Below are 23,277 nucleotides of genomic sequence, written 5' to 3'. Positions count from 1 at the left end.
GGCGCCCAACATGGAGGAAGACCACCGATTTCGCTCTCAACCGAGGAGAACGACATGGCACTCGCCGACATCTTCCACTCCACCCCGCGCACCGTAGCGCCCACCGCACGCGTCGACCGCGCGCACCGCGCCGGTCATGGCGCTCGCCCCGCCGTCGAGGGCCCCGGTCTGGCCGCCCTCATCGCCTGGGTCGACCAGGTGGCCGCCCTCACCCAGCCCGACCGCATCCATTGGATCGACGGCTCGGCGGCCGAGAACGATGCGCTCCTTCGCGAGATGGTCGATGAGGGCAAGCTCATCAAGCTGAACCCCGAATGGCGCCCCGGCTCGTACCTCGCCCGCTCGCACCCCGGCGACGTCGCCCGTCTCGAGTCGCGCACGTACATCGCCTCGAATCGCGAGGAAGATGCGGGCCCCACGAACAACTGGATCGCACCCGCCGAGATCCGCGAGACCCTCGACGGCGTCTTCGAGGGTTCGATGCGCGGGCGCACGATGTACGTCGTCCCCTTCTCGATGGGCGCGGTGGGCGGGCCCCTCAGCCACATCGGCGTGCAGATCACCGACAGCGCCTACGCGGTGGCATCCATCGGTGTCATGACCCGCGTCGGCACCTCGGTCACCCAGCAGATCGCGAACGGAGCGCCCTGGGTCAAGACCGTGCACTCGGTCGGGGCGCCGCTCGCCCCCGGCGAGGACGACGTCGCCTGGCCCTGCAACGACGAGAAGTACATCGTGCACTTCCCCGACACGCTCGAGGTGTGGTCGTTCGGCTCGGGGTACGGCGGAAACGCGATCCTTGCGAAGAAGTGCTTCGCCCTGCGCATCGCCTCGGTCATCGGCGCGCGACGAGGGCTGGCTCGCCGAGCACATGCTGCTCATCCGCGTGATCGACCCGGCTGGCAAGGCGTACCACGTGGCTGCCGCGTTCCCCTCGGCCTGCGGCAAGACGAACCTCGCGATGCTGCGGCCGACGATTCCCGGCTGGCGCGTCGAGACCCTCGGCGACGACATCACGTGGATCCGCCCCGGCGAGGACGGGCGCCTGTGGGCCATCAACCCCGAGGCCGGCTTCTTCGGCGTCGCGCCCGGCACCGGCGAGTCGACCAACGTCACCGCGATCGAGACGCTCTGGGGCAACACGATCTTCACGAACGTCGCTCTCCGCCCCGACGGCGACGTCTGGTGGGAGGGCCTGACCGACGAGGCGCCCCCGCACCTCATCGACTGGGAGGGAAAGCCCTGGACCCCCGCGTCGGGCCGCCCCGCCGCGCACCCCAACTCGCGCTTCACCGTGGGGGCCGCGCAGTGCCCGCAGATCGCCGAGGACTGGGAGGCCCCCGAGGGTGTACCGCTCGATGTGATCCTGTTCGGCGGTCGCCGCGCCACCAACGTGCCGCTGGTGGTCGAGGCCACCGACTGGTCGCACGGCGTGTTCATCGGCTCGACCGTGTCGAGCGAGAAGACGGCGGCGCAGGAGGGCACGGTCGGCGAGCTCCGCCGCGACCCGTTCGCGATGCTGCCCTTCTGCGGGTACAACATGGGCGACTACTTCGGCCACTGGCTGAAGGTCGGCCAGAAGCTGCGCTTCGACCGCGCACCGCGCATCTTCCAGGTCAACTGGTTCCGCAAGGGCGACGACGGACGCTTCCTCTGGCCCGGATTCGGTGACAACGCCCGCGTGATCGACTGGATCATCCGTCGCGTCGACGGCCAGGTCGACGCCGTCGACAGCCCGATCGGACGCCTCCCGAAGATCGAGGACCTCGAGCTGTCGGGTCTGGACCTTCCCGCTGCGGATCTCGAAGAGCTGTTCTCGATCGACCGCGCCTCGTGGCTCGCCGAGGCCGACCTGACGGAACAGTTCTACGACACCTTCGGTGCGCACCTGCCGGCCGCCCTGCGCGCCGAGCTCGCCGCCCTGCGGTACCGCCTGCAGCGGTCCTGAGACCGGCTTGCTCGCCCCGCCCGTTTCGTGCGGACGGGGCGAGCCCTCGTATCGACGCCCCTCCCGTTCTCGATGGGGGACACCGGCGTCGATGGCGGAGGGGACGCATCGAATGTCGATCCCCTCTCCCAGATCACCGTTCGGCTGGATGACAGACCGGGATTCGTGCGCGGATCCGATCGTCCGAGGAGTGATGAAGGGGTGTGCTGAGATTGTGAGATGACCACGCACCTCGAGCGCACCCGGGAATTCCACGCGATGCACGTGCCCGGCGTGCCGATCGTCCTGCCCAACGTCTGGGATGCTGCATCGGCACGAGTGGTCCTCGCTGCCGGGGCGCGGGCGATCGCCACGACCAGCGCCGGTGTCGCGTGGTCGCGGGGCCAACGGGACGGGAACGAGCTGACCGGCGACGGGGCGATCGACTCCCTGAGACGGATCGTGGCAGCGGTGAACGTCCCGGTCAGCGTCGACATCGAGCGTGGCTACGGTGAGACGGCGAGCGACGTCGCCGCCACCATCTCCTCCGTCCTTGAGATGGGCGTCTCGGGCGTGAACATCGAGGATTCTCTTATGCCGATGGCGCAGCAGGAGCAACGCATCAGCGCGGCCCGCGCCGCTGCAGAGAACGCCGGAATACCGCTCTTCATCAACGCCCGCATCGACACACACCGCCTGGGAGAGCCGGGAGGCGACGACTGGATGGCGGAGACGCTGTCGCGTGCGGCCGTCTACGCGAACGCGGGGGCGAGTGGCATCTTCGTCCTCGGCGCGTTGTCGGCAGCGACCGTCCGTGCCCTCGTGGGGGCGACAACGCTGCCGGTCAACGTCGCGTTCGGGCCCGGGACGTTGTCGATCGGCGAGCTTGCCCGTGCCGGAGCAAGTCGCGTCAGCGCGGGCTCGGCGATCGCCGAGGCCGCCTACAGCGTCGCGCACGACTGGGCGTCGACGATGTTCAGCGCTCCGGAGAGCGTCGCCCCGTCGTCGCCGGCGCTCGGCTGGGCCGCTCTCAATCAGGTCGTGCGCGACTGAGCCGTCGTTCAGACCAGCAGCTGATGCTTCGCGAGGTCGCGATACAGCGGAGTGGATGCCACGAGCTCGCTGTGCGTGCCCTGGCCCACCACCCGGCCGTTCTCGAGCACGACGATGAGATCGCTGTCGACGACGGTCGACAGACGGTGCGCGATGACGAGCAGCGTGCGGTCGGTCGCGACCGCGTCGATCGCCTCGCGCATGCGCTGCTCGTTGACGCCGTCGAGCGACGAGGTCGACTCGTCGAGCAGCAGCACCGGGGGAGCGGCCAGCAGGGCGCGCGCGATCGCGAGGCGCTGACGCTCTCCACCGGAGAGCATGACGCCGTCCTCGCCCACGGGGGCGTCGATGCCGAGGGTGTTGCGCTCGAGCACGTCGCCCAGGTTCACCGCGCGAAGGACCCGCTCGCACTCGGCATCCGTGGCGTCGGGCGAGGCGAGGCGGAGGTTGTCGGCAATCGTGCCGGCGAGGGTCGGGGCGTCCTGCTCGACGTAGCCGAAGCGGGCGCGCAGGTCTGCGCGCGCGAGATCGCGGGCGTCGGTCCCGTCGACGAGGATCGCCCCGCTCGTCGGGTCGTAGAAGCGCTCGACGAGGGAGAGGACCGTGCTCTTACCCGCGCCCGAGGGGCCGACGAGCGCCACGCGCGCTCCTCGCGGGACGGTGAACGACACCCCGCGCAGCACCTCGTGGTCGCTCTCCGGCTCCGCATCGCCTGTATCCAGGTGCACCTCGGCGAGCACCGAGCGCGCTTCCTGCGCGGCGGCCTCTCGCGCCTTCACGACGTGATCGGGGTAGCGGAAGTGCACGTCGCGGAACTCGAGGGCGGCGGCATGCGGCACCGGGGTGGCCGTCGAGGGCCGGTCGTCGTCGTCTTCGAGGGGGAGGTCGAGCACCTCCTGGATCCGACCGAGCGCGCCGAGCGCCTGGTTCACCGAGGTGATCGCACCGATCGCCGAGGCGAGCGGCTGCACGAGCAGGAACAGGAAGATCACGAACGTGACGAGAGAGGCGACGTCGATGGCCCCGGATGCCACGCGGTACCCGCCGACGCCGAGCACGACCAACAGCGACACCTGCAGGGCGACGAAGGCGATCGGCACGATCAGCGCCGAGACGCGCGCGATGCGCACCCCCGCCGCGTAGGCGGCTGTGGCGTCCTCGGTGACGGCGGCGATCTCGCGATCGGTGGCTCCCGACGCGCGGATGGTGCGAATCGAGCCCACCGCCCGCTCGACTCCCGACGACAGCTCGCCGACCTTGGCCTGCTGGACGGCGGAGGCCGCGCGGATGCGTGTGCTCAGCAGCACGACCACCGCGAGCGAGGCGCCCACGACCACCACGATGAGCACGAGAAGCAGCGGGTCGATGAACGCCATCGCGATGACCGCCCCGACGAGGATGAGCGCGTTGCCCACGGCATCCGCGAATCCCTGCGTGAGCACGGCATACAGCAGCGTTGTGTCCGTGCCCACGCGCGAGACGAGGTCGCCCGTCCGGCGGGCGTCGAACTCGCTGATGGGCAGGCGCAGGATGCGTCCGATGAGCCGGCGCCGGCTCGAGAAGACGACCGCGGTGCCCGTGCGCTGCAGCAGATAGTGCTGGAAGCCCGAGATGACCGACGAGAGCACGACGAATACAACCAGCAGCCACACGAGGGCTCCCAGCGGGACGGCGTTCTGCACGCGGGAGATGACCTGGCCCACGAGTAGGGGTTGCGCGAGGGTGGCGGCGGCGCCGAGGACGCTGAGCACCCCGACGACGGCGAGCGTGCGCTTGTGCTCGAGAAGGAAGGGCAGCAGCTGACGGAACGACGCGCGCGGGCCCTCGGGCACACGGCGGCCGCGCCGACCGCGCGCGGGAGCGGGAACGGACATGCTCACCTCGGGAAGAAAATGGGGTTGCTTCGACCGTACCTCGCGCCACCGACCCCGTCGGTCGCCTTTCTCGGCGATGAGCAGAAAGCCGGATGCCACGAGGCACAGGCCCCGTGGCATCCGGTGTGTCGAAGGCGGACGCGTTACGGCGCGGTCGCTCCGGCGGCGATGTTGTCGTCGTAGTCGACGTCCTTCGTCTCGGGCGAGAGCACGAGCGCGACGAGGGTCAGCACGCCCATGGCCGAGAGGTACAGGCCCACCAGCCACGGGTTGCCGTCTCCGGCCGCCCACAGCGCCACGGCGACGATCGGCGCGAGGGCCGCGCCGAGGATCGACGAGACGTTGTACGAGATGGCCGAGCCGGTGTAGCGGGTGTTGGTCGGGAACAGCTCCGGCAGGACCGCGCCCATCGGGCCGAACGTCGCACCCATGAGCAGGAACCCGAAGACGAGGAACGCCTGCACGAGGGCGCCGGTGAACTTCGCATCGGCGGCGGGCAGGAGGAACACCGAGAACAGCAGACCGAACACGATGATGCCGATCGTCACGCCGATCAGCAGTCGCTTGCGACCGATCGCGTCGGCCACCGGGCCGGAGAGCATCGTGAAGACACCGAAGAACACGACACCGATGATCTGCATGATGACGAAATCGGTGTAGCCGAAGCCGAGGCCGGGAACGTATGTGGCGGCGTTGAACGCGGTGCCGGCCTTCTCAGCCGCGGCGGCCGCGCCCTCGGCGGTGGGCTTGGTGCCGTACGACAGGGTGAAGCTCGTCATCAGGTAGAAGAGCACGTAGGTGGCCAGCATGATGAAGGTGCCGAGGATCAGCTGCTTCCAATTGCGGCGGATGACCTCGCCGAGCGGGAACTTGCGGATCGCGCCGCTCTTCTCGGCCTTGGCGAACGACTCGCTCTCGACGAGCTTGAGGCGCACGTAGAGGCCCACGATGACCATCACGGCCGAGAACAGGAACGGCACGCGCCAGCCCCAGGTGAGGAACTCCACCGACCGCTGCGCCGTGCCGTCGGGGTGCGGCAGCGCGAAGTTGATGACGAGGAACACCGTGTTGGCGATGATGAAGCCGATCGGGGCGCCCAGCTGGGGGAACGTGCCGAACAGGGCGCGCTTGCCCTTCGGGGCGTTCTCGGTCGCGACGAGGGCCGCGCCCGACCATTCGCCGCCGAGCGCGAAGCCCTGCGCGAGACGCATGATCAGCAGCAGCACGGCGGCCCACACGCCGATCTCGTTGAAGGTGGGCAGGCAGCCGATCAGGAAGGTGGCGACACCCATCGTGAGCAGAGAGGCCACGAGGGTGGCCTTGCGGCCGAAGCGGTCTCCGAAGTGACCGAAGACGATCGCGCCGAGGGGGCGCGCGACCATGGCGGCGCCGAAGACGCTGAACGACAGCAGCAGCGAGGTGGTCTCGTTGCCGGTCGGGAAGAAGAGGATCGGGAAGACGAGGACCGCGGCGGTGGCGTACGCGTAGAAGTCGTAGAACTCGATCGTGGTGCCGATGAGGCTCGCGGTGATGACGCGCGAACGGGGGTTCGCGGGTGCTGAGGCCGATCGGGTGGAGGGAGAGGAGGTGGTCATGACTGCCTGACGAGAAGGTCGATCAATCGCGTCCGGGATGGGGCGCAGCGGTGGCGCGCCGCGATCACGGGGGTGTGTGTGAGCGGGTGCGCGAAGGAGCACCGGGAACGTCCCCGAGTGAGGGGCGTCTAGACCCTCCAGTCTATGCGCGCGCTGAGCGGACGCCGAATGCCGGTCTCGTCAGTGCCAGACGACCGCGAGACCGGCGTTGAGCAGCGTCAGGATGCCGATGGGCCAGAAGATCGCGGGGGAAAGCGTGCCCGTGCGCTTCTGACGGGCCGATCCGATGCCCAGCAGTGCGCCGATCACGATCAGCACGACCAGCTTGATGCCGATCTTGGCGTAATTGAGGTCATGGTCGAGGCCCCATGGCGCGGAGAGGGCGAGACCGGTGACCAGGGAGATGACGAGCGCGTAGTTCATCACCGGCGTCACGCGTACGCGGCGGGCCACGGCCTCGACGACCCAGGCACCGAAGAGGATGGCGAAGCCGACGAGGTGGACGAGGACGACGACGCTGCGCAGGATCTCCATGTCCGTCACGTTAGAGAAACCGCGGTGCCGTCGCCAGCAAGGCCGCCCTCAGCGCCATGGCATCCGGGGGCTGCGGCCGTGGTGCCCGCCCCGCCCGCCCGGCGCGATGGCGCGCCGCCGAGGCGACGCGCCATCGACGCGCCGGAGCGTCTCAGCCGTTCGACCCCGAAGCGGGGAAGAGCACGTAGCTGGGCGACGGCCGGCGCTGCTGTGCGGCGTTGTTCCAGGTGACGGCGCCGATGTTGAAGTAGGGGATGTCGACGGCCCCGAACCCGAGCGCCTCGGTGATCCGGTTGAACGTCGTGATCATGTTGTTGTACGTGCCCATGTAGGCGTTCTGGGCGTTGCGGATGTTGGCGATGCCGTTGATGCCGACCGCGGTCACGGTGGCGACGAAGGCGATCGCCGCGACCGGGTTCGCGCCGTTGACCACCAGCAGTGCGATGCCGGTCGCCAGCGACGCCATGCCGATCCCCACGTACTGGCGTACGGCGGTCTGGTAGGCGGTGAACTGGTTGTTCAGCGTGTGGGTCTGATCGATGAATGTGTCGAGCAGGCGTGAGACCGCAGCGGGCGAGCCGTTGCGGGGAGCCTCGCCGTAGTGGTGGCGTCCGTTGTTGCCGACGACCTGGAAGCGCACGATCTGTCCGGCGCCCCGCATGACGATGATGCCGAAGCCGTTGACGTTGATCCGGTACTGCTCGTCGCCGCGGGCTTCGCTGAAGATCCCGGTCTGCGGGTCGATCGGGTACGACGGCAGGACGCGCCCCTGGTGCGGGTCTCGGTTCCACCACCGGAGGTCGGTGCCGTCGCCTTTCCAATCGAGACGGTTCTGCTCGAGGATCTGGCCGTCGCGGGTCCAGGTCGCCATGACCCGGTCGACGCCGTAGTTGGTGAAGGTGAGGGTGTCGCCGCCCGGCAATCCCGAGAACGTGCATTCCAGGTATTCCGCGGCGGCGTTGGCCGCGAGAGGCGGTCCGAAGAGCGGGAGGGCAGCAGCGCCGGCGATGCTCGCTGCGCCCCCCAGGATCAGACCGCGTCGACTCAGTTCCACCATGGTTTCTTCTCCTTCGTGGGCGATGAGTCCGTCGGAGCCCGGGTCGTGCTCGGGTCGCCGGCGAACACTGACGAGAAGAAGTTAAGACGCATGCCTCGTTTTTTGAACGGCGTCCAGAAAACGAAAAGACAAATCATCGGTGAATGAGACGAGGGGCGGCCGCCGCCGCCGCGCGTCAGCCGCGCAGGTCGCGCAGCACCAACGCCGTGCGCAGGGCCGCGTCGGCGGCCTCGGCGCCCTTGTCCTCCTTCGAGCCGGCCAGGCCCGCGCGGTCGAGACCCTGCTGCTCGTCGTCGAGGGTCAGCACCCCGAAGCCGACGGGCTTGCCTGCGTCGATCGCCACGCGCGTGAGACCGTCGGTCGCCGCAGACGAGACGAACTCGAAGTGCGGCGTCCCGCCCCGGATGATCACGCCGAGGGCGACCACGGCATCCGCCCCGCCCTCGAAGGCCGCGCGAGCGGCCACGGGCAGCTCGAACGAACCGGGCACCCGCACGACGCGGTACGTCGCGCCCGTGGCATCCAGCACCCGCTTCGCGCCGGCGATCAGCCCGTCGGTGATGACCTCGTGCCAGGTGCCGGCGATCACGACGACGTTCAGGCCCGACGCATCGATGCCGCCGGTCTCTGGTGCTCCACTGCCAGCCATCAGGCGCTCTCTTCCTTCATGTGCGCGAGGGCGTCGCGCAGGTCGTCCTCGGCGATGACGTGGCCCATGCGGTCGCGCTTCGTCTCGAGGTACTGGTGGTTGTTGGGTCCCACGCCCACGAGCAGCGGAACCTGCTCGACGACGTCCAGACCGAAGCCGCGCAGCTGCGCGACCTTGTCGGTGTTGTTGGTCAGCAGGCGCACCTTGTCGACCCCGAGGTCCGACAGGATGCCGGCGGCCGCGGCATAGTCACGCGCATCGGCGGGCAGGCCCAGAGCGAGGTTGGCGTCGACGGTGTCGAGGCCGCGCTCCTGCAGGTTGTACGCGCGCAGCTTGTTGATGAGGCCGATCCCGCGACCCTCGTGACCGCGCATGTAGATGACGATGCCGCCGTCGCGGTCGATCGTGTCGAGCGCCGCCTCGAGCTGGGGACCGCACTCGCACTTGAGCGAGCCGAACGCCTCGCCCGTGAGGCACTCCGAGTGCACGCGCACCAAAGGAGCCTTCTCGGTGAGGTCGCCCGAGACCACCGCGAGGTGGTCGGTGCCGGTGATGCGGTCCTTGTAGGCGAGGAAGCGGAACGTGCCGTGCGAGGTGGGGACGTTCGACTCGGCGCGCAGGCTCACGCGGCGTCGCGCGGGGGCGGTCGCCGGCAGCGGATCGGTGTCGTTCAGGTAACCGATGAGCTGCTCGATCGTGATGACCGGGATGCCGTCGCGCTCGCCGAGCTCGAAGAGCCCGGGCAGGCGCATCATGCTGCCGTCCTCGGCCACGACCTCGGCGATCGCGCCGACGGGCTCCAGGCCCGCGAGGCGCATGAGGTCGACCGCGGCCTCGGTGTGACCGGCGCGTTCGCGGACGCCGCCGTCGACGGCGCGCAGCGGCAGGACGTGACCCGGGCGGATGACGCTCGTCGGGACCGATTCGGGGTCGGCCAGCACGTTCAGCGTGCGCGCGCGGTCGGCAGCGCTGATGCCGGTGGTCACACCGGTCGCGGCGTCGACGCTCACCGTGTACGCGGTGCCGCGGGCGTCCTGGTTGACCTCGACCATGGGCGGCAGGTCGAGGCGGTCGGCCCACTCGGCCGGCATGGGCGCGCACACGTACCCGCTCGACCACCGCACGGTCCACGCGAGGGCCTCGGGGGTGGCCAGCTGCGCCGAGAGGATGACGTCTCCCTCGTTCTCGCGGTTCTCGTCGTCGGCGACCAGGATCGGGCGACCCTGACGAAGGGCCTCGAGGGCCTCGGGGATGGTGGACAGGCTCATCGGGAGCCCCTCTCGGTCTGTGCGGCGGTCGCCGCGGGATTCTCTGTCGTACGGAAGGCGAGCATGCGCTGGACGTGGCGCGCGAGGATGTCGGTCTCGAGGTTGACGGGGGTGCCGGCCTCGGCGCGGCCGAGCGTCGTCGCCTCGAGGGTCTCGGGGATGAGAGACACCTCGAGCCAGGGCTCGACCTCGTCGGCCTCGCTGACGGCGCTCACCGTGAGCGAGACACCGTCGATCGCGATGGACCCCTTGTCGACCACGAGGGGAGCCAGGTGGGCCGGGATGCCGACCCGCACGACGCTCCACTGGGCTCCGGGCCGCACGTCGCGCACCACGCCGGTGCCGTCGATGTGCCCCTGCACGATGTGACCCCCCAGGCGACCGTGGGCCGCGGTGGCCCGCTCGAGGTTCACCGGGCGCCCCGGAGCGACATCGGCGAGGGTCGACATGTCGAGGGTCTGCTTCATGACGTCGGCGGTGAACCAGTCCTCGCCCTGTTCGACGACCGTGAGGCACACGCCGCTGACCGAGATCGAATCGCCGTGGCCGGCATCCGATACCGAGAGGGGGGCGCGCAACGTCAGCCGCACGCCGTCGCCCGAGGGTTCGACGGCGGTGACGGCACCGATCTCTTCCACGATTCCGGTGAACATCAGGATTCTCCCTCTCGATCCGAGCTGGGGTGGGCGACGATCAGCAGATCATCGCCGAGGTTCTGGACGGATGCCACGGCCAGCCGACGGGCATCCGCGATGGTGGGCACCCCCACGTCGCCGAGGGCGAGACGCGACCCGCCCAGCAGCACGGGGGCGAGGTAGACCAGCAGTTCGTCGGCGAGACCGGCGCGGACGACGGCGCTCGCAAGCGTCGGCCCGCCTTCCACGAACACCCGCTGGATCCCCTTCTCGCCCAGGTCGGCGAGCACGGCGGCCAGGTCGTGCGAGTCGTAGAACAGGGGCGTGCGCGGGTGGCGGCGGACGGCGGCATCCGGGGCCGTCTCGCTGCGGCCGACGACCACGGGCACGGGCTGGGTCTCGAGCAGGGAACCGTCATCGGCGCGCGCGGTCAGTGCCGGATCGTCGGCTCGCACGGTTCCCGTACCGGCGACGATCGCATCGGCCCGGGCGCGTCGGGCGTGCACGTCGCGACGCGCGGCGGGACCGGTGATCCACTGGCTCGAGCCGTCGTCGGCGGCGGCGCGGCCGTCGAGGCTCTGCGCCCACTTGACGGTGACGTGCGGGCGACCGGTGCGCTTGAGGACGGCCCAGTCGTGCACGAGCGCTTCCGCCGCCTCGCGCTCCGCCCCGCTCTCGACGTCGACCCCGGCCGCGCGCAGTCGGTCTGCCCCACCCGACGCGGCGTCGGTGGGGTCGTCGAGGGCGTAGACGACGCGGCCGATGCCGGCCTCGATGAGCGCGAGTGCACAGGGCCCGGTGCGACCGGTGTGATTGCAGGGCTCGAGGGTGACGACGGCGGTGGCGCCGCGCGCGGCATCCGGCGACAACCTCGAGAGGGCGTCGACCTCGGCGTGCGCGGTGCCGGCGCCGCGGTGGTAGCCCTCGGCGAGGATCTCTCCGGCGGGGGAGAGGATCACGGCACCCACCTGGGGATTCAGCCCGCGCGGCCCGCGCCGGGCGAGCTGCAGCGCTCGCCGCATGGCGTCGATCTCGACGGCGGATGCCATTTCCTTGTCCTTCCCGCGGAATCGGGGCAGGGCCAGCGGGAAGGCGCGTCGCGCCATCCGTGCTGCCTCCTATCCGGACTAGCGAGAGCTGACCCTCGCATCACCGTCGGTCCCGGAATTCCACCGGATCGGCCCTCCCGCGTGAGCGGCAGGGTTCGCGGACTGTCACCGCCGGTTCGGATTCTCACCGACCCCGGAGCACGTTTTTGCACTTCTGATCCTACTCAACGTGCCCTCCGCGGTTTCATTCCCGGTCATACGGCGACGTTTCGAGCAGTCGACGGTCGATGCCCCTAGCTACTTGAGCAACCGCGACAAGCGCCGGTCGGCCAGGAGCTTGCCGCCGGTCTGACACGTGGGGCAGTACTCGAGGGAGTTGTCGGCGAAGAACACGCTGCGCACCTCGTCGCCGCACACCGGGCACGCCTCACCTCGGCGGCCGTGCACGCGCATGCCGCGGCGCTTCGCGTCTTTGAGTTCCGCAGGCGGCTTCCCCCGGGCGACGGTGATCGCTTCGGCGAGAGTCGTGGTCATGGCTGCGAAGAGGTGATCCACCTCTTCGTCGGAGAGGTTGGCCGCCAGGGCGTACGGCGACATCTTGGCCGCGTGCAAGATCTCGTCGGAGTAGGCGTTTCCGACCCCCGCGATGATCGACTGGTCGCGCAGCACTCCCTTGATCTGCGTGCGGCGCCCCGTGAGCAGCGCGCCGAACTCGGCTCGACCGAAATCGTCGTCGAGCGGGTCGGGGCCGAGACGGGCGATGCCCGGTACCTCAGCCGGATCGGTCACGGCGTAGACGGCCAGCGACTTCTTCGTTCCTGCCTCGGTGAGGTCGAAGCCCGATCCGTCGTCGAAGCCGACGCGCAGCGCGATCGGAGTCTTGCCGGGTTTGATGAGGGTCGTCGGCAGTGCGTCGTACCACCGCAGCCAGCCCGCCTTGGCGAGATGGAAGACGAGGTGGATGCCACCGTCGGTCGCCACGTCGACGAACTTGCCGTGCCGCTCGACGGCCGTCACCTGGGCGCCGACCAGATCGGTCAGGGGCGGGTCGTACGTCTTGAGGGCGTTGATGGCCGACACGGTCGATCTCTCGAAACGGAGCCCCGCGAGTCGCCCCCGCAGGAACTCGACGAGCCCTTCGACCTCTGGCATCTCCGGCATGGGTCCATGGTGCCACCGACCCCCGAGATCGGGGCGGGCCTTGCGGCGGTGCCCCGGAAGGGGCTCAGCCCACCGGCCAGCTCACGGGTCGGCGGTCGTCGCCGCGCAGCAGGCCGGCCACCCACAGGTCCGAGCGACCGAGCGAATTCACGTGCGCCTGGCGCAGCAGCCCCTCGTAGCGGAAGCCGAGGGACCGCGCGACGCGCGCCGACCCGACGTTGCCGACGACCGCGCGCCACTCGATGCGCGCCAGTTCCGGATGCGCGGGGGAGAAGGCCCAATCGATCACCGCTCGTGCCGCCTCTCTCGCGACGCCGCGCCCGCGCACGCTCGACGACACCCAGTACCCGATCTCCGGGGCGCCGCTCGGCAGCTTGGTCAGGCCCACCATCCCGACGAGGCGTTGCTCGAGCCGGATCGCCCACGTCGCCTCCGACCCCTCGGCCCACCAGCCGTGCGCGAGCTCGACGAATGCTTCCGCATCGGCGAGCAGATACGGTGACGGCACCGTCGTGAACCGCTGGATCGCGGCATCCTGGCACTCTTCGTGGATGGCGGCGACATCGCCGGCGCGGGGCGTGGACAGCTCGAGGCGGGACGTGCGCAGGGTCTCCGGTTCCATTCGGCCACGCTACCGGCGGGCGTGGAGCCTGCGCCTCGCAGGATCGGATCGGCGCGCCAGAACCGGATGTCGACGAGCCCGGGGTCCGATTCTGGTGCGCCGATCCGATTCCCCTGCCACACGCCAAGGGACCCGGATACGGGAACGACGACGCCCGCACGACCCGGGAGGGCGTGCGGGCGTCGGACGGGATCGGTCAGCCGCGACGGAGCAGGCCGATGCGGTCGTACACCTCGGTGAGGGTCTTCTCGGCGACCGAGGCGGCCTTGCCGGCGTTCACGGCCAGCACGCGGTCGAGCTCGGCGGGGTCGTCGAGGAGCTCGAGGGCTCGGGTGCGCACGGGCTCGAACTCGTTCACGACGACCTCGGCCAGGCCCTTCTTGAAGTCGCCGTACCCGCGCCCGGCGTACTCGTCCTCGATCGAGGTGATGTCTCGACCCGTCAGGGCCGAGTAGATCACCAGCAGGTTCGAGACGCCCGGCTTCTCGTCGCGGTCGAAGCGCACCGCGCCCTCGGAGTCGGTGACCGCGCGCATGATCTTCTTCGCGCTGACCTTGGGGTCGTCGAGCAGCCACAGCACGCCCGCGTCGGACTCGGCCGATTTCGACATCTTCGACGTCGGGTTCTGCAGGTCGTAGATGCGGGCGGTCTCGCGCTGGATGACGGGCTTGGGCACCGTGAAGGTCTCGCCGAAGCGCTGGTTGAAACGCTCGGCGAGGTCGCGCGTGAGCTCGATGTGCTGCTTCTGGTCGTCGCCGACGGGCACGACGTCGGTCTGGTACAGCAGGATGTCGGCGGCCATCAGCACCGGATAGGTGAAGAGGCCGACGTTGGTGGCATCCGTGCCGTAGCGCGCCGACTTGTCCTTGAACTGCGTCATGCGCCCGGCCTCGCCGAAACCGGTGAGGGTCGACAGCACCCACTGCAGTTCGGCGTGCGCCGGCACGTGCGACTGCACGTACAGGGTCGAGCGAGAGGGCTCGATACCGGCGGCGATGTACTGGGCGGCGGTGCGACGGGTCTTCTCGCGACGCTCGGCGGGATCGCCGGGCTGCGTCAGGGCGTGCAGGTCGACGACCGAGAAGAAGGCGTCGTACTCGTCTTGGAGGTCGCGCCACTGCAGCAGTGCCCCGATGTAGTTGCCGATCTGGAGGCTGTCGGCGGAGGGCTGCATTCCGGAGTAGAGGCGCTGCTGGGTCACCACTCGATCCTAGGTGCCGAGGGGGCAGCCCCTCCGCCCCCGGTCGATCCGCCCCGGTGGGCCGACGGCAAGAGGACGGGCAGGCGAGCGGATGCCGGCCCCCCGGCGTCCGCGAGCTGCCGTCAGCCCCCGAGCGTGTAGTCCACGATCACCGGTGCGTGGTCGCTCCACCGGGTGTCGTACGAGGGGGCACGCTCGACCGTGTACGACGTCACCCGCTCGGCGAGGGATGGCGTGGCGACGTGGTAGTCGATGCGCCAGCCGCTGTCGGTGTCGAATGCTTTGCCGCGCATCGACCAGAACGTGTAGGGCCCGTCTACTTCGCCGACCGCGCGGCGGCCCACATCGATCCAGCCCAGGCCCGTGCCGGTCGAGCCGTCGACGCCCTCGACCGTCTCACCCTCCGGCCCGAAGAAGCGGTCGAGGTACGCGCGCTCGCGGGGGAGGAAGCCGGCGTTCTTGCGGTTGCCCCGCCAGTTCTTGATGTCGAGCTCGCGGTGACCGACGTTGAGGTCGCCCACCACCAGGGCCAGCTCTCGCTCGGCCTTGAGCTCGGGGAGGCGGCGCTCCATCGCGTCGAGGAACAACCACTTGGCGTCCTGCTTGGGGGTGTCGACCTCGCCGCTGTGCACGTAGGCGCTGACGATCGTGACGGTCTCGCCGTCGATGTCGAAGTCGGTCTCGATCCACCGGCCGGAGGCGTCGAGCGGCTCGGGACCGAGGTGCGTTCGGGTCTCGACGCCGGGCAGGCGGCTGATGATGGCGACGCCCGCGCGGCCCTTCTGCAGGGCCTCGTCGTTGACGATCTCCCACCCGGGCAGGGCCTCGGCCAGCTGATCGGCGGTCGCGCGCACCTCTTGCAGGGCCACGATGTCGGCGCCCGAGGCGTCGAGCCACTCGGTCATGCCCTTGCGGACGGCGGCACGGATGCCATTGACGTTGACGGAGACGATACGTACGGAACGGGCCACCCTCCGAGCCTAACGAAGGCCTCCGACATCGAGATCGCGCGGGGGAGGACGCGAGCCCCGCTCAGTCGGGGATGAGCGACACGCGGCGCGGCGCGGGGACGTCGGCCCGTGCGCGTGCCAGTTGCTTCTCTGCCGCGTCGAGCTTTCGCCTCGCGCTCCAGCGCCACGGCCAGCGCGACAGCGCGAGGTCCTTCTCGGCCTCGCGCACCCCGACCTGAGCGGCGATGACGAGGGCCGCCTGCTCCATCGCGAGTCGGTCCTCGGGGGAGCGGAGCGGAACGTCGCGGTCGCTCGCGGCCACGGCGATCCACGCCGCGGAGACGAGGATCACGATTCCGATGAAGCGGAACCACAGGAGGAACCCGATGAGCACGGCGAAGGTGGCCAGCAGGGGATTCGACGGCGTGTAGACGAAGAGGAAGCCGGCCGCGACCTGCAGCACGACCATGCCCGTGGCGCCGACGATCGCGCCCGGCCACGTGCGTCGCCAGGTCAGGGTCGTGCCGGTGAGGAAACGGAACAGCGAGGCGAGCGCCACGGTGTTCACGCCGAAGGCCACGACGAGCGATACGACCCGCGCGCCGACCGACCAGCCGAGGGTCTCGCGATCCCACCCGATGAAACCGAACACCAGGTCGACGGCACCGGTGGTGATCGAACCGAGCAGCGCGCCCACGAGGAGGGCGATGCCGAAGAGGAGCGAGGCGACGAGGTCGCGGGCCTTCAGCAGCACGTAGTTGCGCAGGTCGAAGGGCAGGCCGAACGTGTCACGCACGGCCCGGCGGGTGAAGGTGACGAACCCGATCGCCGTCCACACGACCACGACGACGGCCACGATGCCCGTGATCGTGAGGAGCCGCCCGCTCTCCTGCGCGACGGCCTCCACCTGCTCGCGATCGACGAGGCCGTTCTCGCTGATGATGCCGGGGATGTAGCTGTTGACGATGTGGATGAGGCCGTCGATCGCGGTCTTGCTGCCGCCCAGCCAGATCCCGACACCCGCGAACGCCAGGTACAGGGCCGAGAACACGGCGAACAGCCCCTGGTAGCTCATGCCCGCCGCGAGCAAGAACCCGTTGTGCTGCAAGAAGTGCCGCCACACCCGGATCGGGAACCACCGCGCGATCTTCGCCGCACGGGCGATGGGCTGATCGAGGCGCTCGCGCACGGCGGTCTGCGCCGCCTCGAGCCGGTCGCGCAGCGACGCGTCGTCGTCGCGCACCGCGGGCAGCGGCCGCGGGTCGTGGCGGTTCTCGGTCACTGTGAAAGCCTAATGAATGGATGCCGCGACTCCCGCTCCGCGGACAGGCCACGGCATCTGCGATCCGTATGCGCCCCCCCGGGAACGGCGAACGGCGGGGCGCCGGAGCGCACCCGCCGTTCGAGGGAGTGAGAGTCAGCGACCGCCGCGGAGGACGGCCTGCTTGACCTCGGCGATGGCCTTGGTGACCTCGATGCCGCGGGGGCACGCCTCGGTGCAGTTGAAGGTGGTGCGGCAGCGCCACACGCCCTCTTTGTCGTTGAGGATGTCGAGGCGCACATCTCCGGCGTCGTCGCGCGAGTCGAAGATGAAGCGGTGCGCGTTGACGATCGCGGCGGGGCCGAAGTACTGGCCGTCCGTCCAGAACACGGGGCACGACGAGGTGCACGCGGCGCACAGGATGCACTTGGTGGTGTCGTCGAAGACCTCGCGGTCGACGATCGACTGGATGCGCTCCTTGCCCGGCTCGGGCTTCGAGTTCGAGATGAGGAAGGGCTGCACCTCGCGGTAGGAGGCGAAGAACGGCTCCATGTCGACGATGAGGTCCTTCTCGAGGGGCAGGCCCTTGATCGCCTCGACGTAGATCGGCTGCGAGATGTCGAGATCCTTGATCAGCGTCTTGCAGGCGAGGCGGTTGCGACCGTTGATGCGCATCGCGTCGGAGCCGCAGATGCCGTGCGCGCACGAGCGGCGGAACGACAGCGAGCCATCGACCTCCCACTTGATCTTGTGCAGCGCGTCGAGCACGCGGTCGGTGGAGTACAGCTCCACGTCGTAGTCGACCCAGCGCGGCTCGTCGTCGACCTCGGGGTCGAAGCGGCGGATGTTGAAGGTGACGAGGAACGACTGGATCCCCGTGTCTTCGGGGGTCTCGGCGACCTCGTCCGAGGTGTCGACCTGCTCGATGACGGTGGATGCCATCTCAGTACTTCCTCTCCAGGGGCGGGTAGCGCAGCTCCCCGGCCTCGTTCTTGGTGAACACCACGGGCTTCCAACCGAGTTCGATGTGATCGGCCGGGTGCGACGAGTGGGGGTCGCCCGACAGGTACGCCATGGTGTGCTGCATGTAGTTCTCGTCGTCGCGCGTGGGGAAGTCGTCGCGCATGTGACCGCCGCGGCTCTCTTCGCGGTTCTGCGCCGAGTACACGACGACCTCGGCGAGGTCGAGCAGGAAGCCGAGCTCGACGGCCTCGAGCAGGTCGGTGTTGAAGCGCTTGCCCTTGTCGTCGACGTGGATGTTCTTGTAGCGCTCGCGCAGGTCGGCGATGACGTCCATCACGTGCGCGAGGGACTCGTGCGTGCGGAAGACCTGCGCACCCTTGTCCATCTCGTCCTGCAGCGTCTTGCGGAGCACCGCGATGCGCTCGGTGCCCGAGTTGCTTCGCAGGCCCTCGATGAGGCCGCGCACCTCGGCGGCCGGGTCTTCGGGGAGCGGCACGAAATCGGCGGTCTTGACGTACTCGACCGCGTTGCGGCCGGCGCGCTTGCCGAAGACGTTGATGTCGAGCAGCGAGTTGGTGCCGAGACGGTTCGAGCCGTGCACCGAGACGCACGCGCACTCGCCGGCGGCGTAGAGGCCGGGGACGACGGTGTCGTTGTCGGCCAGCACCTCTGCCTTGATGTTGGTGGGGATGCCGCCCATCGCGTAGTGCGCGGTCGGCATGACCGGGACCGGCTCGACGACCGGGTCGACACCCAGGTAGGTGCGGGCGAACTCGGTGATGTCGGGGAGCTTGGTCTCGAGGACCTCGGCACCCAGGTGCGTGCAGTCCAGCAGCACGTAGTCGCGGTGGGGGCCGGCGCCGCGGCCCTCGGCCACTTCCTGCACCATGCAGCGAGCGACGATGTCACGCGGCGCGAGGTCCTTGATGGTCGGGGCGTAGCGCTCCATGAAGCGCTCACCGCTCGCGTTGCGCAGGATCGCGCCTTCGCCGCGGGCACCTTCGGTCAGCAGGATGCCGAGACCGGCGAGGCCGGTCGGGTGGAACTGGAAGAACTCCATGTCCTCGAGCGGCAGGCCCTTGCGCCACACGATGCCCACGCCGTCACCGGTGAGGGTGTGGGCGTTGGAGGTGGTCTTGAAGATCTTTCCGAAGCCGCCGGTCGCGAAGATCACGGCCTTGGACTGGAAGACGTGCAGCTCACCGGTGGCCAGGTCGTAGGCCACGACGCCGGCGACCTGCGTCTTTCCCGCGGCATCTTTCACCGTGACGAGGTCGAGCACATAGAACTCGTTGAAGAAGTTGATGCCGAGCTTGACGCAGTTCTGGAACAGCGTCTGCAGGATCATGTGGCCCGTGCGGTCGGCGGCGTAGCACGCGCGGCGCACGGGGGTCTTGCCGTGGTCGGCCGTGTGACCGCCGAAGCGACGCTGGTCGATCTTGCCCTCGGGGGTGCGGTTGAAGGGCAGGCCCATGTTCTCGAGGTCGATGACGGCGTCGATGGCCTCTTTGGCGAGGATCTCCGCGGCGTCTTGGTCGACGAGGGTAGTCGCCGCCCTTGATGGTGTCGAAGGTGTGCCACTCCCACGAGTCCTCTTCGACGTTGGCGAGCGCCGCGGCCATGCCGCCCTGCGCCGCGCCGGTGTGCGAGCGGGTGGGGTACAGCTTCGAGATGACGGCTGTCTTCGCCCCCGGGCCGGCCTCGATGGCCGCGCGCATGCCGGCGCCGCCGGCGCCGACGATCACGACGTCGAACTGGTGGTAGTGGACGCCGTCCTTGACGATCGAGTCCGAAGCGGTCTGAGTGCTCACGTGTGCAATACCTCTGCTGTCAGGGGAAGAAGGGATGCCGCCGGCTCAGGCCGACTGGCACACGTCCCACAGGGAGCTGCTCTCGGTCACACCGAGGCAGGGGTCGAAGGTGAAGACGACGAGCGTGCCGAGCAGGATGAGGAACCCGGCCGACGTCCACAGCGAACCGATGAGGATCTTGCGGACGGTGGCGTTGCCGACGTAGTCGTTGACGATCGTGCGCATGCCGTTGGCGCCGTGGATGAGAGCCAGCCACAGCATGAGGACGTCCCACCACTGCCAGAACGGCGAAGCGAGCTTGCCCGCGACGAAGGCGAAGTCGATCTGGTGGATGCCCTCGCCCGTCATGAGGTTGACGAAGAGGTGGCCGAAGATCAGGACGATCAGCAGCACGCCGGAGGCGCGCATGTAGATCCAGCCCCACTTCTCGAGGTTGGAGCCCTTCTTTCGCACGCTGGGCGTGCGGGGTGCGGGGATCGTGGCGGCTTCTTGGGCGACGGACATCAGTGGCTCCCGGTGACGGCGCTGAAGACGTTGATGAGGTGGCGCGGCGTGAAACCGAGCATGGTGACGACCCAGAGGCCGAGCACGCCCCACCACAGCTGGCGCTGGTGGCGCGTTGCCCAGGGCCAGAAGTCGACGAGGATGATGCGCAGGCCGTTGAACGCGTGGTAGGCGATCGCGCCGACCAGGGCTACCTCGCCGAGACCCATGATCGGGTTCTTGTAGGTGCCGATGACGGCGTCGTAGGCCTCGGGTGAGACGCGGATGAGCGCCGTGTCGAGGATGTGCACCAGGAGGAAGAAGAAGATGGCGACACCGGTGATGCGGTGCAGAACCCACGACCACATGCCTTCGCGGCCCCGGTAGAGAGTGCCGCGGGGCCTCTTCGAGGTGGTCTCTTTCACCGACGGCGTGGCACGTGCTGGTGCTGACACGGTCGTCCTCCCTGATCGAACACGGTGTGGGGCCCGCACGGGCTCCCAGCGTCACACGGGCGCCACTGAATACTACGTCCGGCCTATGAACGGCGGGGATTAGGGCCGCCTAAGACTCTCTCGATATCGAGATATCTGCGGATGCCGCTCGCGTCGGCGCCGGCCCGTGCGGAGCCTCCGTGTGCTCGCAGGTGCGACCGCTAGGGTCGGAGCCATGGCAGACCCCGCTATCGACGACTTCTACGCCGTGATCCCCGCCGGAGGGATCGGCAGCCGCCTCTGGCCCCTCTCGCGCGCCGACGCGCCCAAGTTCCTGCACGACCTGACCGGGTCGGGGCAGACCCTGCTGCGCGACACCTGGGACCGGCTCGCCCCGCTCTCGGGCGAGGGTCGCATCGCTGTCGTCACCGGCCGTGCCCACCGTGCCGCCGTCGAGCGCGAGCTTCCGGGTGTGCCCGACCACAACGTCTTCCTCGAGTCCGAGCCGCGCGACTCCTCGGCCGCGATCGGCCTCGCCGCGGCCATCCTCGTCCGTCGTGAGCCCGACGTCATCATCGGCTCGTTCGCGGCCGATCACGTCATCCGGCAGACCCGCCAGTTCGAGTTCGCCGTGCGCCAGGCCGTCGCGGTCGCGCGCGAGGGATACATCTGCACGATCGGCATCCAGCCCGCCGAGCCGTCCGTCGGATTCGGCTACATCAAGCAGGCCGGCGAGCTCATCGTCGACGGCGCCCCCGAGGCCTACCTGGTCGAGCGCTTCGTCGAGAAGCCCGACCTCGACACGGCGAAGGAGTACTTCGCCGACCGGGCCTACCTCTGGAACGCGGGCATGTTCATCACCCGCGCCGACGTCCTGCTCGCCGAGCTCGCCGTCAACGAGCCCGAACTCCACGCGGGTCTGCTCGAGCTCGCCGAGGCGTGGGACGACCGCGATCGTCGCGGCCCCGCCGTCGACCGCATCTGGCCGGGGCTGAAGAAGATCGCCATCGACTATTCCGTCGCCGAGCCCGCCGCGGAGAAGGGCCGCCTCGCGGTCATCCCCGGGCACTTCGACTGGGACGACGTGGGCGATTTCGCGAGCCTGTCCAAGCTCAACTCGTCGGGCGGTCGGAACGAACTCGCCATCCTCGGCGAAGACGCGCGCGTCCTCTCCGATGCCTCCAGTGGCATCGTCGTCTCGCAGACGAAGCGCGTGATCAGCCTCATCGGCGTGCGCGACATCGTCGTGGTCGACACCCCCGACGCCCTGCTCGTGACCACCAGCGAGAACGCCCAGCGCGTGAAGGGCGTCGTCGACGCGCTGAAGCTGACGGGCCGGGGCGACGTCCTCTAGCACCGCGTACCCGCAACATTCTGAGACCGGATGCCACGCCTCGTGGTATCCGGTCTCTCTTTTTCGCGGGGCGTGTGGCGGGGGGATGACGCGAGATTGCGTCTTTGTAACCATTGCCGCGCGCGGGGGCTCCCGGTGCGCAAGCGCGGCGACACAGTGGGTAACGTGACGGGATCGTCCCTCAAACCCGTTGGGGGCATCCGTCTTGGAGGACCATTCGTGAAGACCACGAAGAAGGCCGTCGTCAGCGGCCTCGCCATGATCGGCGCCGCCGTGCTGCTCGCCGGTTGCGGCGCCGCGCCCGAGAGCAACGGCTCGACCGCTGCCGCCGGGGGAGACCTCGTCGAGGGCTTCACCCCCTGCATCATCTCGGATGACGGCGGCTGGAACGACCGTTCGTTCAACCAGTCGGCCAAGGAAGGCATCGACAAGGCCGCGAGCGAGCTCGGCGTCAAGGCCATCGAGGTCGAGTCCAGCTCGGCGAACGACTACGCCCCGAACCTCGAGAACCTCGTGGCCGAGGGCTGCACGTTCATCGTCGCGGTGGGCTTCAAGCTCAGCGCCGACACCGTGGCCTCGGCCAAGGCGAACCCCAACCTCCAGTACGCGATCATCGACGACCGCGCCGACACCGACAACGACGGCAAGACCGACGCCCCGAACATCAAGCCGCTGCTGTTCGACACCGTCCAGGCCGCCTACCTCGGTGGATACGCCGCCGCCGCGTACTCCGCGGAGAACGGCGTCAACAAGGTCGGCACCGTCGGTGGCATCCCGATCCCGCCCGTCACCATCTTCATGGACGGCTTCGTCGACGGCGTGAAGAAGTACGACGAGGACAAGGGCGCCAGCGTCCAGACCTTCGGGTGGGACGTCGCCGCGCAGAACGGCTCGTTCACCGGCGGCTTCGCGGCCAACGACGCAGCCAAGCAGGCCGCGCAGGGTCTGCTCGACCAGGGCGTCGACGTGCTCCTGCCCGTGGGTGGCCCGATCTACAGCAGCGCGGCCGACGCGATCCGCGACAGCGGCTCGAAGAGCGTCATGCTCGGCGTCGACTCCGACCTCGCCAAGGCCGACCCGAACGTGTCGGACCTGGTGCTGACCTCGATCCTCAAGCGCATCGACACCGCCGTCTACGACTCGGTGACGCAGGCTGCCAAGGGCGACTTCGACGCGACCCCCTACGTCGGCACGCTCGAGAACGACGGCGTCGGCCTGGCGGACTTCAACTCGAAGTTCACCCTGCCGGCCGGTCTGGCCGACGAGCTGTCCGCTCTGCGCGAGCAGATCGTCTCCGGCTCGCTGAAGGTCACCTCGCCCAGCTCCCCGTAAGCACCACCTCTCGCGCCGCGGTCGCTCGGACCAGGAGTTCGAGCGGCCGCGGCCGTGAGCCCCA

General features: G+C 69.3%; 19 protein-coding genes and 2 pseudogenes. 4 read left to right on the top strand and 17 right to left on the bottom strand.

Features of this window, described 5'->3' with window-relative positions; all coding sequences use genetic code 11:
• Nucleotides 1–54 precede the first annotated feature (54 nt).
• Together QE454_RS00780 and QE454_RS00775 are read left to right on the top strand one after the other, a co-directional pair.
• Nucleotides 55–1,948 (top strand): annotated as a pseudogene (locus QE454_RS00780) (phosphoenolpyruvate carboxykinase (GTP)).
• 219 nt (nucleotides 1,949–2,167) lie between these two features.
• Nucleotides 2,168–2,980, top strand: coding sequence for an isocitrate lyase/phosphoenolpyruvate mutase family protein (locus tag QE454_RS00775; RefSeq protein ID WP_307459039.1), 813 nt, complete (start codon nucleotides 2,168–2,170; stop codon nucleotides 2,978–2,980).
• Nucleotides 2,981–2,988: 8 nt separating this feature from the next.
• Here the strand turns inward: QE454_RS00775 and QE454_RS00770 are convergent, their stop codons facing one another.
• From QE454_RS00770 to sdhC, 17 genes and pseudogenes are all read right to left on the bottom strand, one after another.
• Nucleotides 2,989–4,854: an ABC transporter ATP-binding protein gene (locus tag QE454_RS00770; RefSeq protein WP_307461201.1), complete on the bottom strand. Its 1,866-nt coding sequence runs from the start codon at nucleotides 4,852–4,854 to the stop codon at nucleotides 2,989–2,991.
• A gap of 143 nt (nucleotides 4,855–4,997) precedes the next feature.
• Nucleotides 4,998–6,449 (bottom strand): MFS transporter, encoded by a 1,452-nt coding sequence (locus QE454_RS00765; protein WP_210072169.1) that lies wholly within the window; start codon nucleotides 6,447–6,449, stop codon nucleotides 4,998–5,000.
• A gap of 180 nt (nucleotides 6,450–6,629) precedes the next feature.
• Entirely contained in the window at nucleotides 6,630–6,983 is a 354-nt protein-coding gene (locus QE454_RS00760) for a Fe-S protein (RefSeq protein ID WP_210072168.1), read from the bottom strand.
• Nucleotides 6,984–7,134: 151 nt separating this feature from the next.
• Nucleotides 7,135–8,040 (bottom strand): hypothetical protein, encoded by a 906-nt coding sequence (locus tag QE454_RS00755; protein WP_210072167.1) that lies wholly within the window; start codon nucleotides 8,038–8,040, stop codon nucleotides 7,135–7,137.
• A 175-nt stretch (nucleotides 8,041–8,215) separates the two neighbouring features.
• On the bottom strand, nucleotides 8,216–8,689 hold the full coding sequence (gene ribH / locus QE454_RS00750; RefSeq protein ID WP_210072166.1) for a 6,7-dimethyl-8-ribityllumazine synthase: 474 nt from the start codon (nucleotides 8,687–8,689) through the stop codon (nucleotides 8,216–8,218).
• Nucleotides 8,689–9,957, bottom strand: coding sequence for a GTP cyclohydrolase II (gene ribA, locus QE454_RS00745; protein WP_210072165.1), 1,269 nt, complete (start codon nucleotides 9,955–9,957; stop codon nucleotides 8,689–8,691). Before ribA ends, ribH begins: the two co-directional genes overlap by 1 nt.
• A complete protein-coding gene (locus QE454_RS00740) occupies nucleotides 9,954–10,610 on the bottom strand; it encodes a riboflavin synthase (RefSeq protein WP_210072164.1) in 657 nt (218 codons plus the stop codon). Before QE454_RS00740 ends, ribA begins: the two co-directional genes overlap by 4 nt.
• Nucleotides 10,610–11,641 (bottom strand): bifunctional diaminohydroxyphosphoribosylaminopyrimidine deaminase/5-amino-6-(5-phosphoribosylamino)uracil reductase RibD, encoded by a 1,032-nt coding sequence (gene ribD / locus QE454_RS00735; protein ID WP_210072163.1) that lies wholly within the window; start codon nucleotides 11,639–11,641, stop codon nucleotides 10,610–10,612. Before ribD ends, QE454_RS00740 begins: the two co-directional genes overlap by 1 nt.
• A gap of 297 nt (nucleotides 11,642–11,938) precedes the next feature.
• Entirely contained in the window at nucleotides 11,939–12,802 is an 864-nt protein-coding gene (locus QE454_RS00730; protein WP_307459047.1) for an Fpg/Nei family DNA glycosylase, read from the bottom strand.
• A gap of 64 nt (nucleotides 12,803–12,866) precedes the next feature.
• Nucleotides 12,867–13,424 (bottom strand): GNAT family N-acetyltransferase, encoded by a 558-nt coding sequence (locus QE454_RS00725; protein ID WP_307459050.1) that lies wholly within the window; start codon nucleotides 13,422–13,424, stop codon nucleotides 12,867–12,869.
• A gap of 196 nt (nucleotides 13,425–13,620) precedes the next feature.
• A complete protein-coding gene (trpS, locus tag QE454_RS00720; protein ID WP_210072160.1) occupies nucleotides 13,621–14,625 on the bottom strand; it encodes a tryptophan--tRNA ligase in 1,005 nt (334 codons plus the stop codon).
• Between the two features lie 122 nt (nucleotides 14,626–14,747).
• Nucleotides 14,748–15,596 (bottom strand): exodeoxyribonuclease III, encoded by an 849-nt coding sequence (locus tag QE454_RS00715; RefSeq protein WP_210072159.1) that lies wholly within the window; start codon nucleotides 15,594–15,596, stop codon nucleotides 14,748–14,750.
• A gap of 61 nt (nucleotides 15,597–15,657) precedes the next feature.
• Nucleotides 15,658–16,857, bottom strand: a complete 1,200-nt coding sequence (locus QE454_RS00710; RefSeq protein ID WP_210072158.1) for a YihY/virulence factor BrkB family protein — start codon at nucleotides 16,855–16,857, stop codon at nucleotides 15,658–15,660.
• 135 nt (nucleotides 16,858–16,992) lie between these two features.
• On the bottom strand, nucleotides 16,993–17,778 hold the full coding sequence (locus QE454_RS00705) for a succinate dehydrogenase iron-sulfur subunit (RefSeq protein ID WP_210072157.1): 786 nt from the start codon (nucleotides 17,776–17,778) through the stop codon (nucleotides 16,993–16,995).
• A 1-nt stretch (nucleotide 17,779) separates the two neighbouring features.
• Nucleotides 17,780–19,610: pseudogene (gene sdhA, locus QE454_RS00700) on the bottom strand (succinate dehydrogenase flavoprotein subunit).
• Between the two features lie 45 nt (nucleotides 19,611–19,655).
• Nucleotides 19,656–20,114 carry a succinate dehydrogenase hydrophobic membrane anchor subunit gene (locus QE454_RS00695; protein WP_210072155.1) on the bottom strand — a complete coding sequence of 153 codons (459 nt, stop codon included), beginning with the start codon at nucleotides 20,112–20,114 and terminating at the stop codon, nucleotides 19,656–19,658.
• Nucleotides 20,114–20,548: a succinate dehydrogenase, cytochrome b556 subunit gene (gene sdhC / locus QE454_RS00690; protein WP_013583715.1), complete on the bottom strand. Its 435-nt coding sequence runs from the start codon at nucleotides 20,546–20,548 to the stop codon at nucleotides 20,114–20,116. Before sdhC ends, QE454_RS00695 begins: the two co-directional genes overlap by 1 nt.
• 214 nt (nucleotides 20,549–20,762) lie before the next feature.
• Here sdhC and QE454_RS00685 point away from each other — a divergent pair, with 214 nt between their 5' ends.
• The gene (locus QE454_RS00685) at nucleotides 20,763–21,881 is read left to right on the top strand and encodes a mannose-1-phosphate guanylyltransferase (protein WP_103206556.1); all 1,119 of its coding nucleotides are present in this window, start codon (nucleotides 20,763–20,765) and stop codon (nucleotides 21,879–21,881) included.
• Nucleotides 21,882–22,139: 258 nt separating this feature from the next.
• The gene (locus QE454_RS00680) at nucleotides 22,140–23,213 is read left to right on the top strand and encodes a BMP family protein (RefSeq protein WP_210072686.1); all 1,074 of its coding nucleotides are present in this window, start codon (nucleotides 22,140–22,142) and stop codon (nucleotides 23,211–23,213) included.
• Nucleotides 23,214–23,277: the final 64 nt, after the last annotated feature.

Origin of the sequence: Microbacterium sp. SORGH_AS_0454, assembly GCF_031453395.1 — a bacterium.
Lineage (GTDB): Bacteria > Actinomycetota > Actinomycetes > Actinomycetales > Microbacteriaceae > Microbacterium.
The sequence above is the reverse complement of the archived record's forward strand: the minus strand, read 5'-3'. Positions and strand labels throughout refer to the sequence as shown.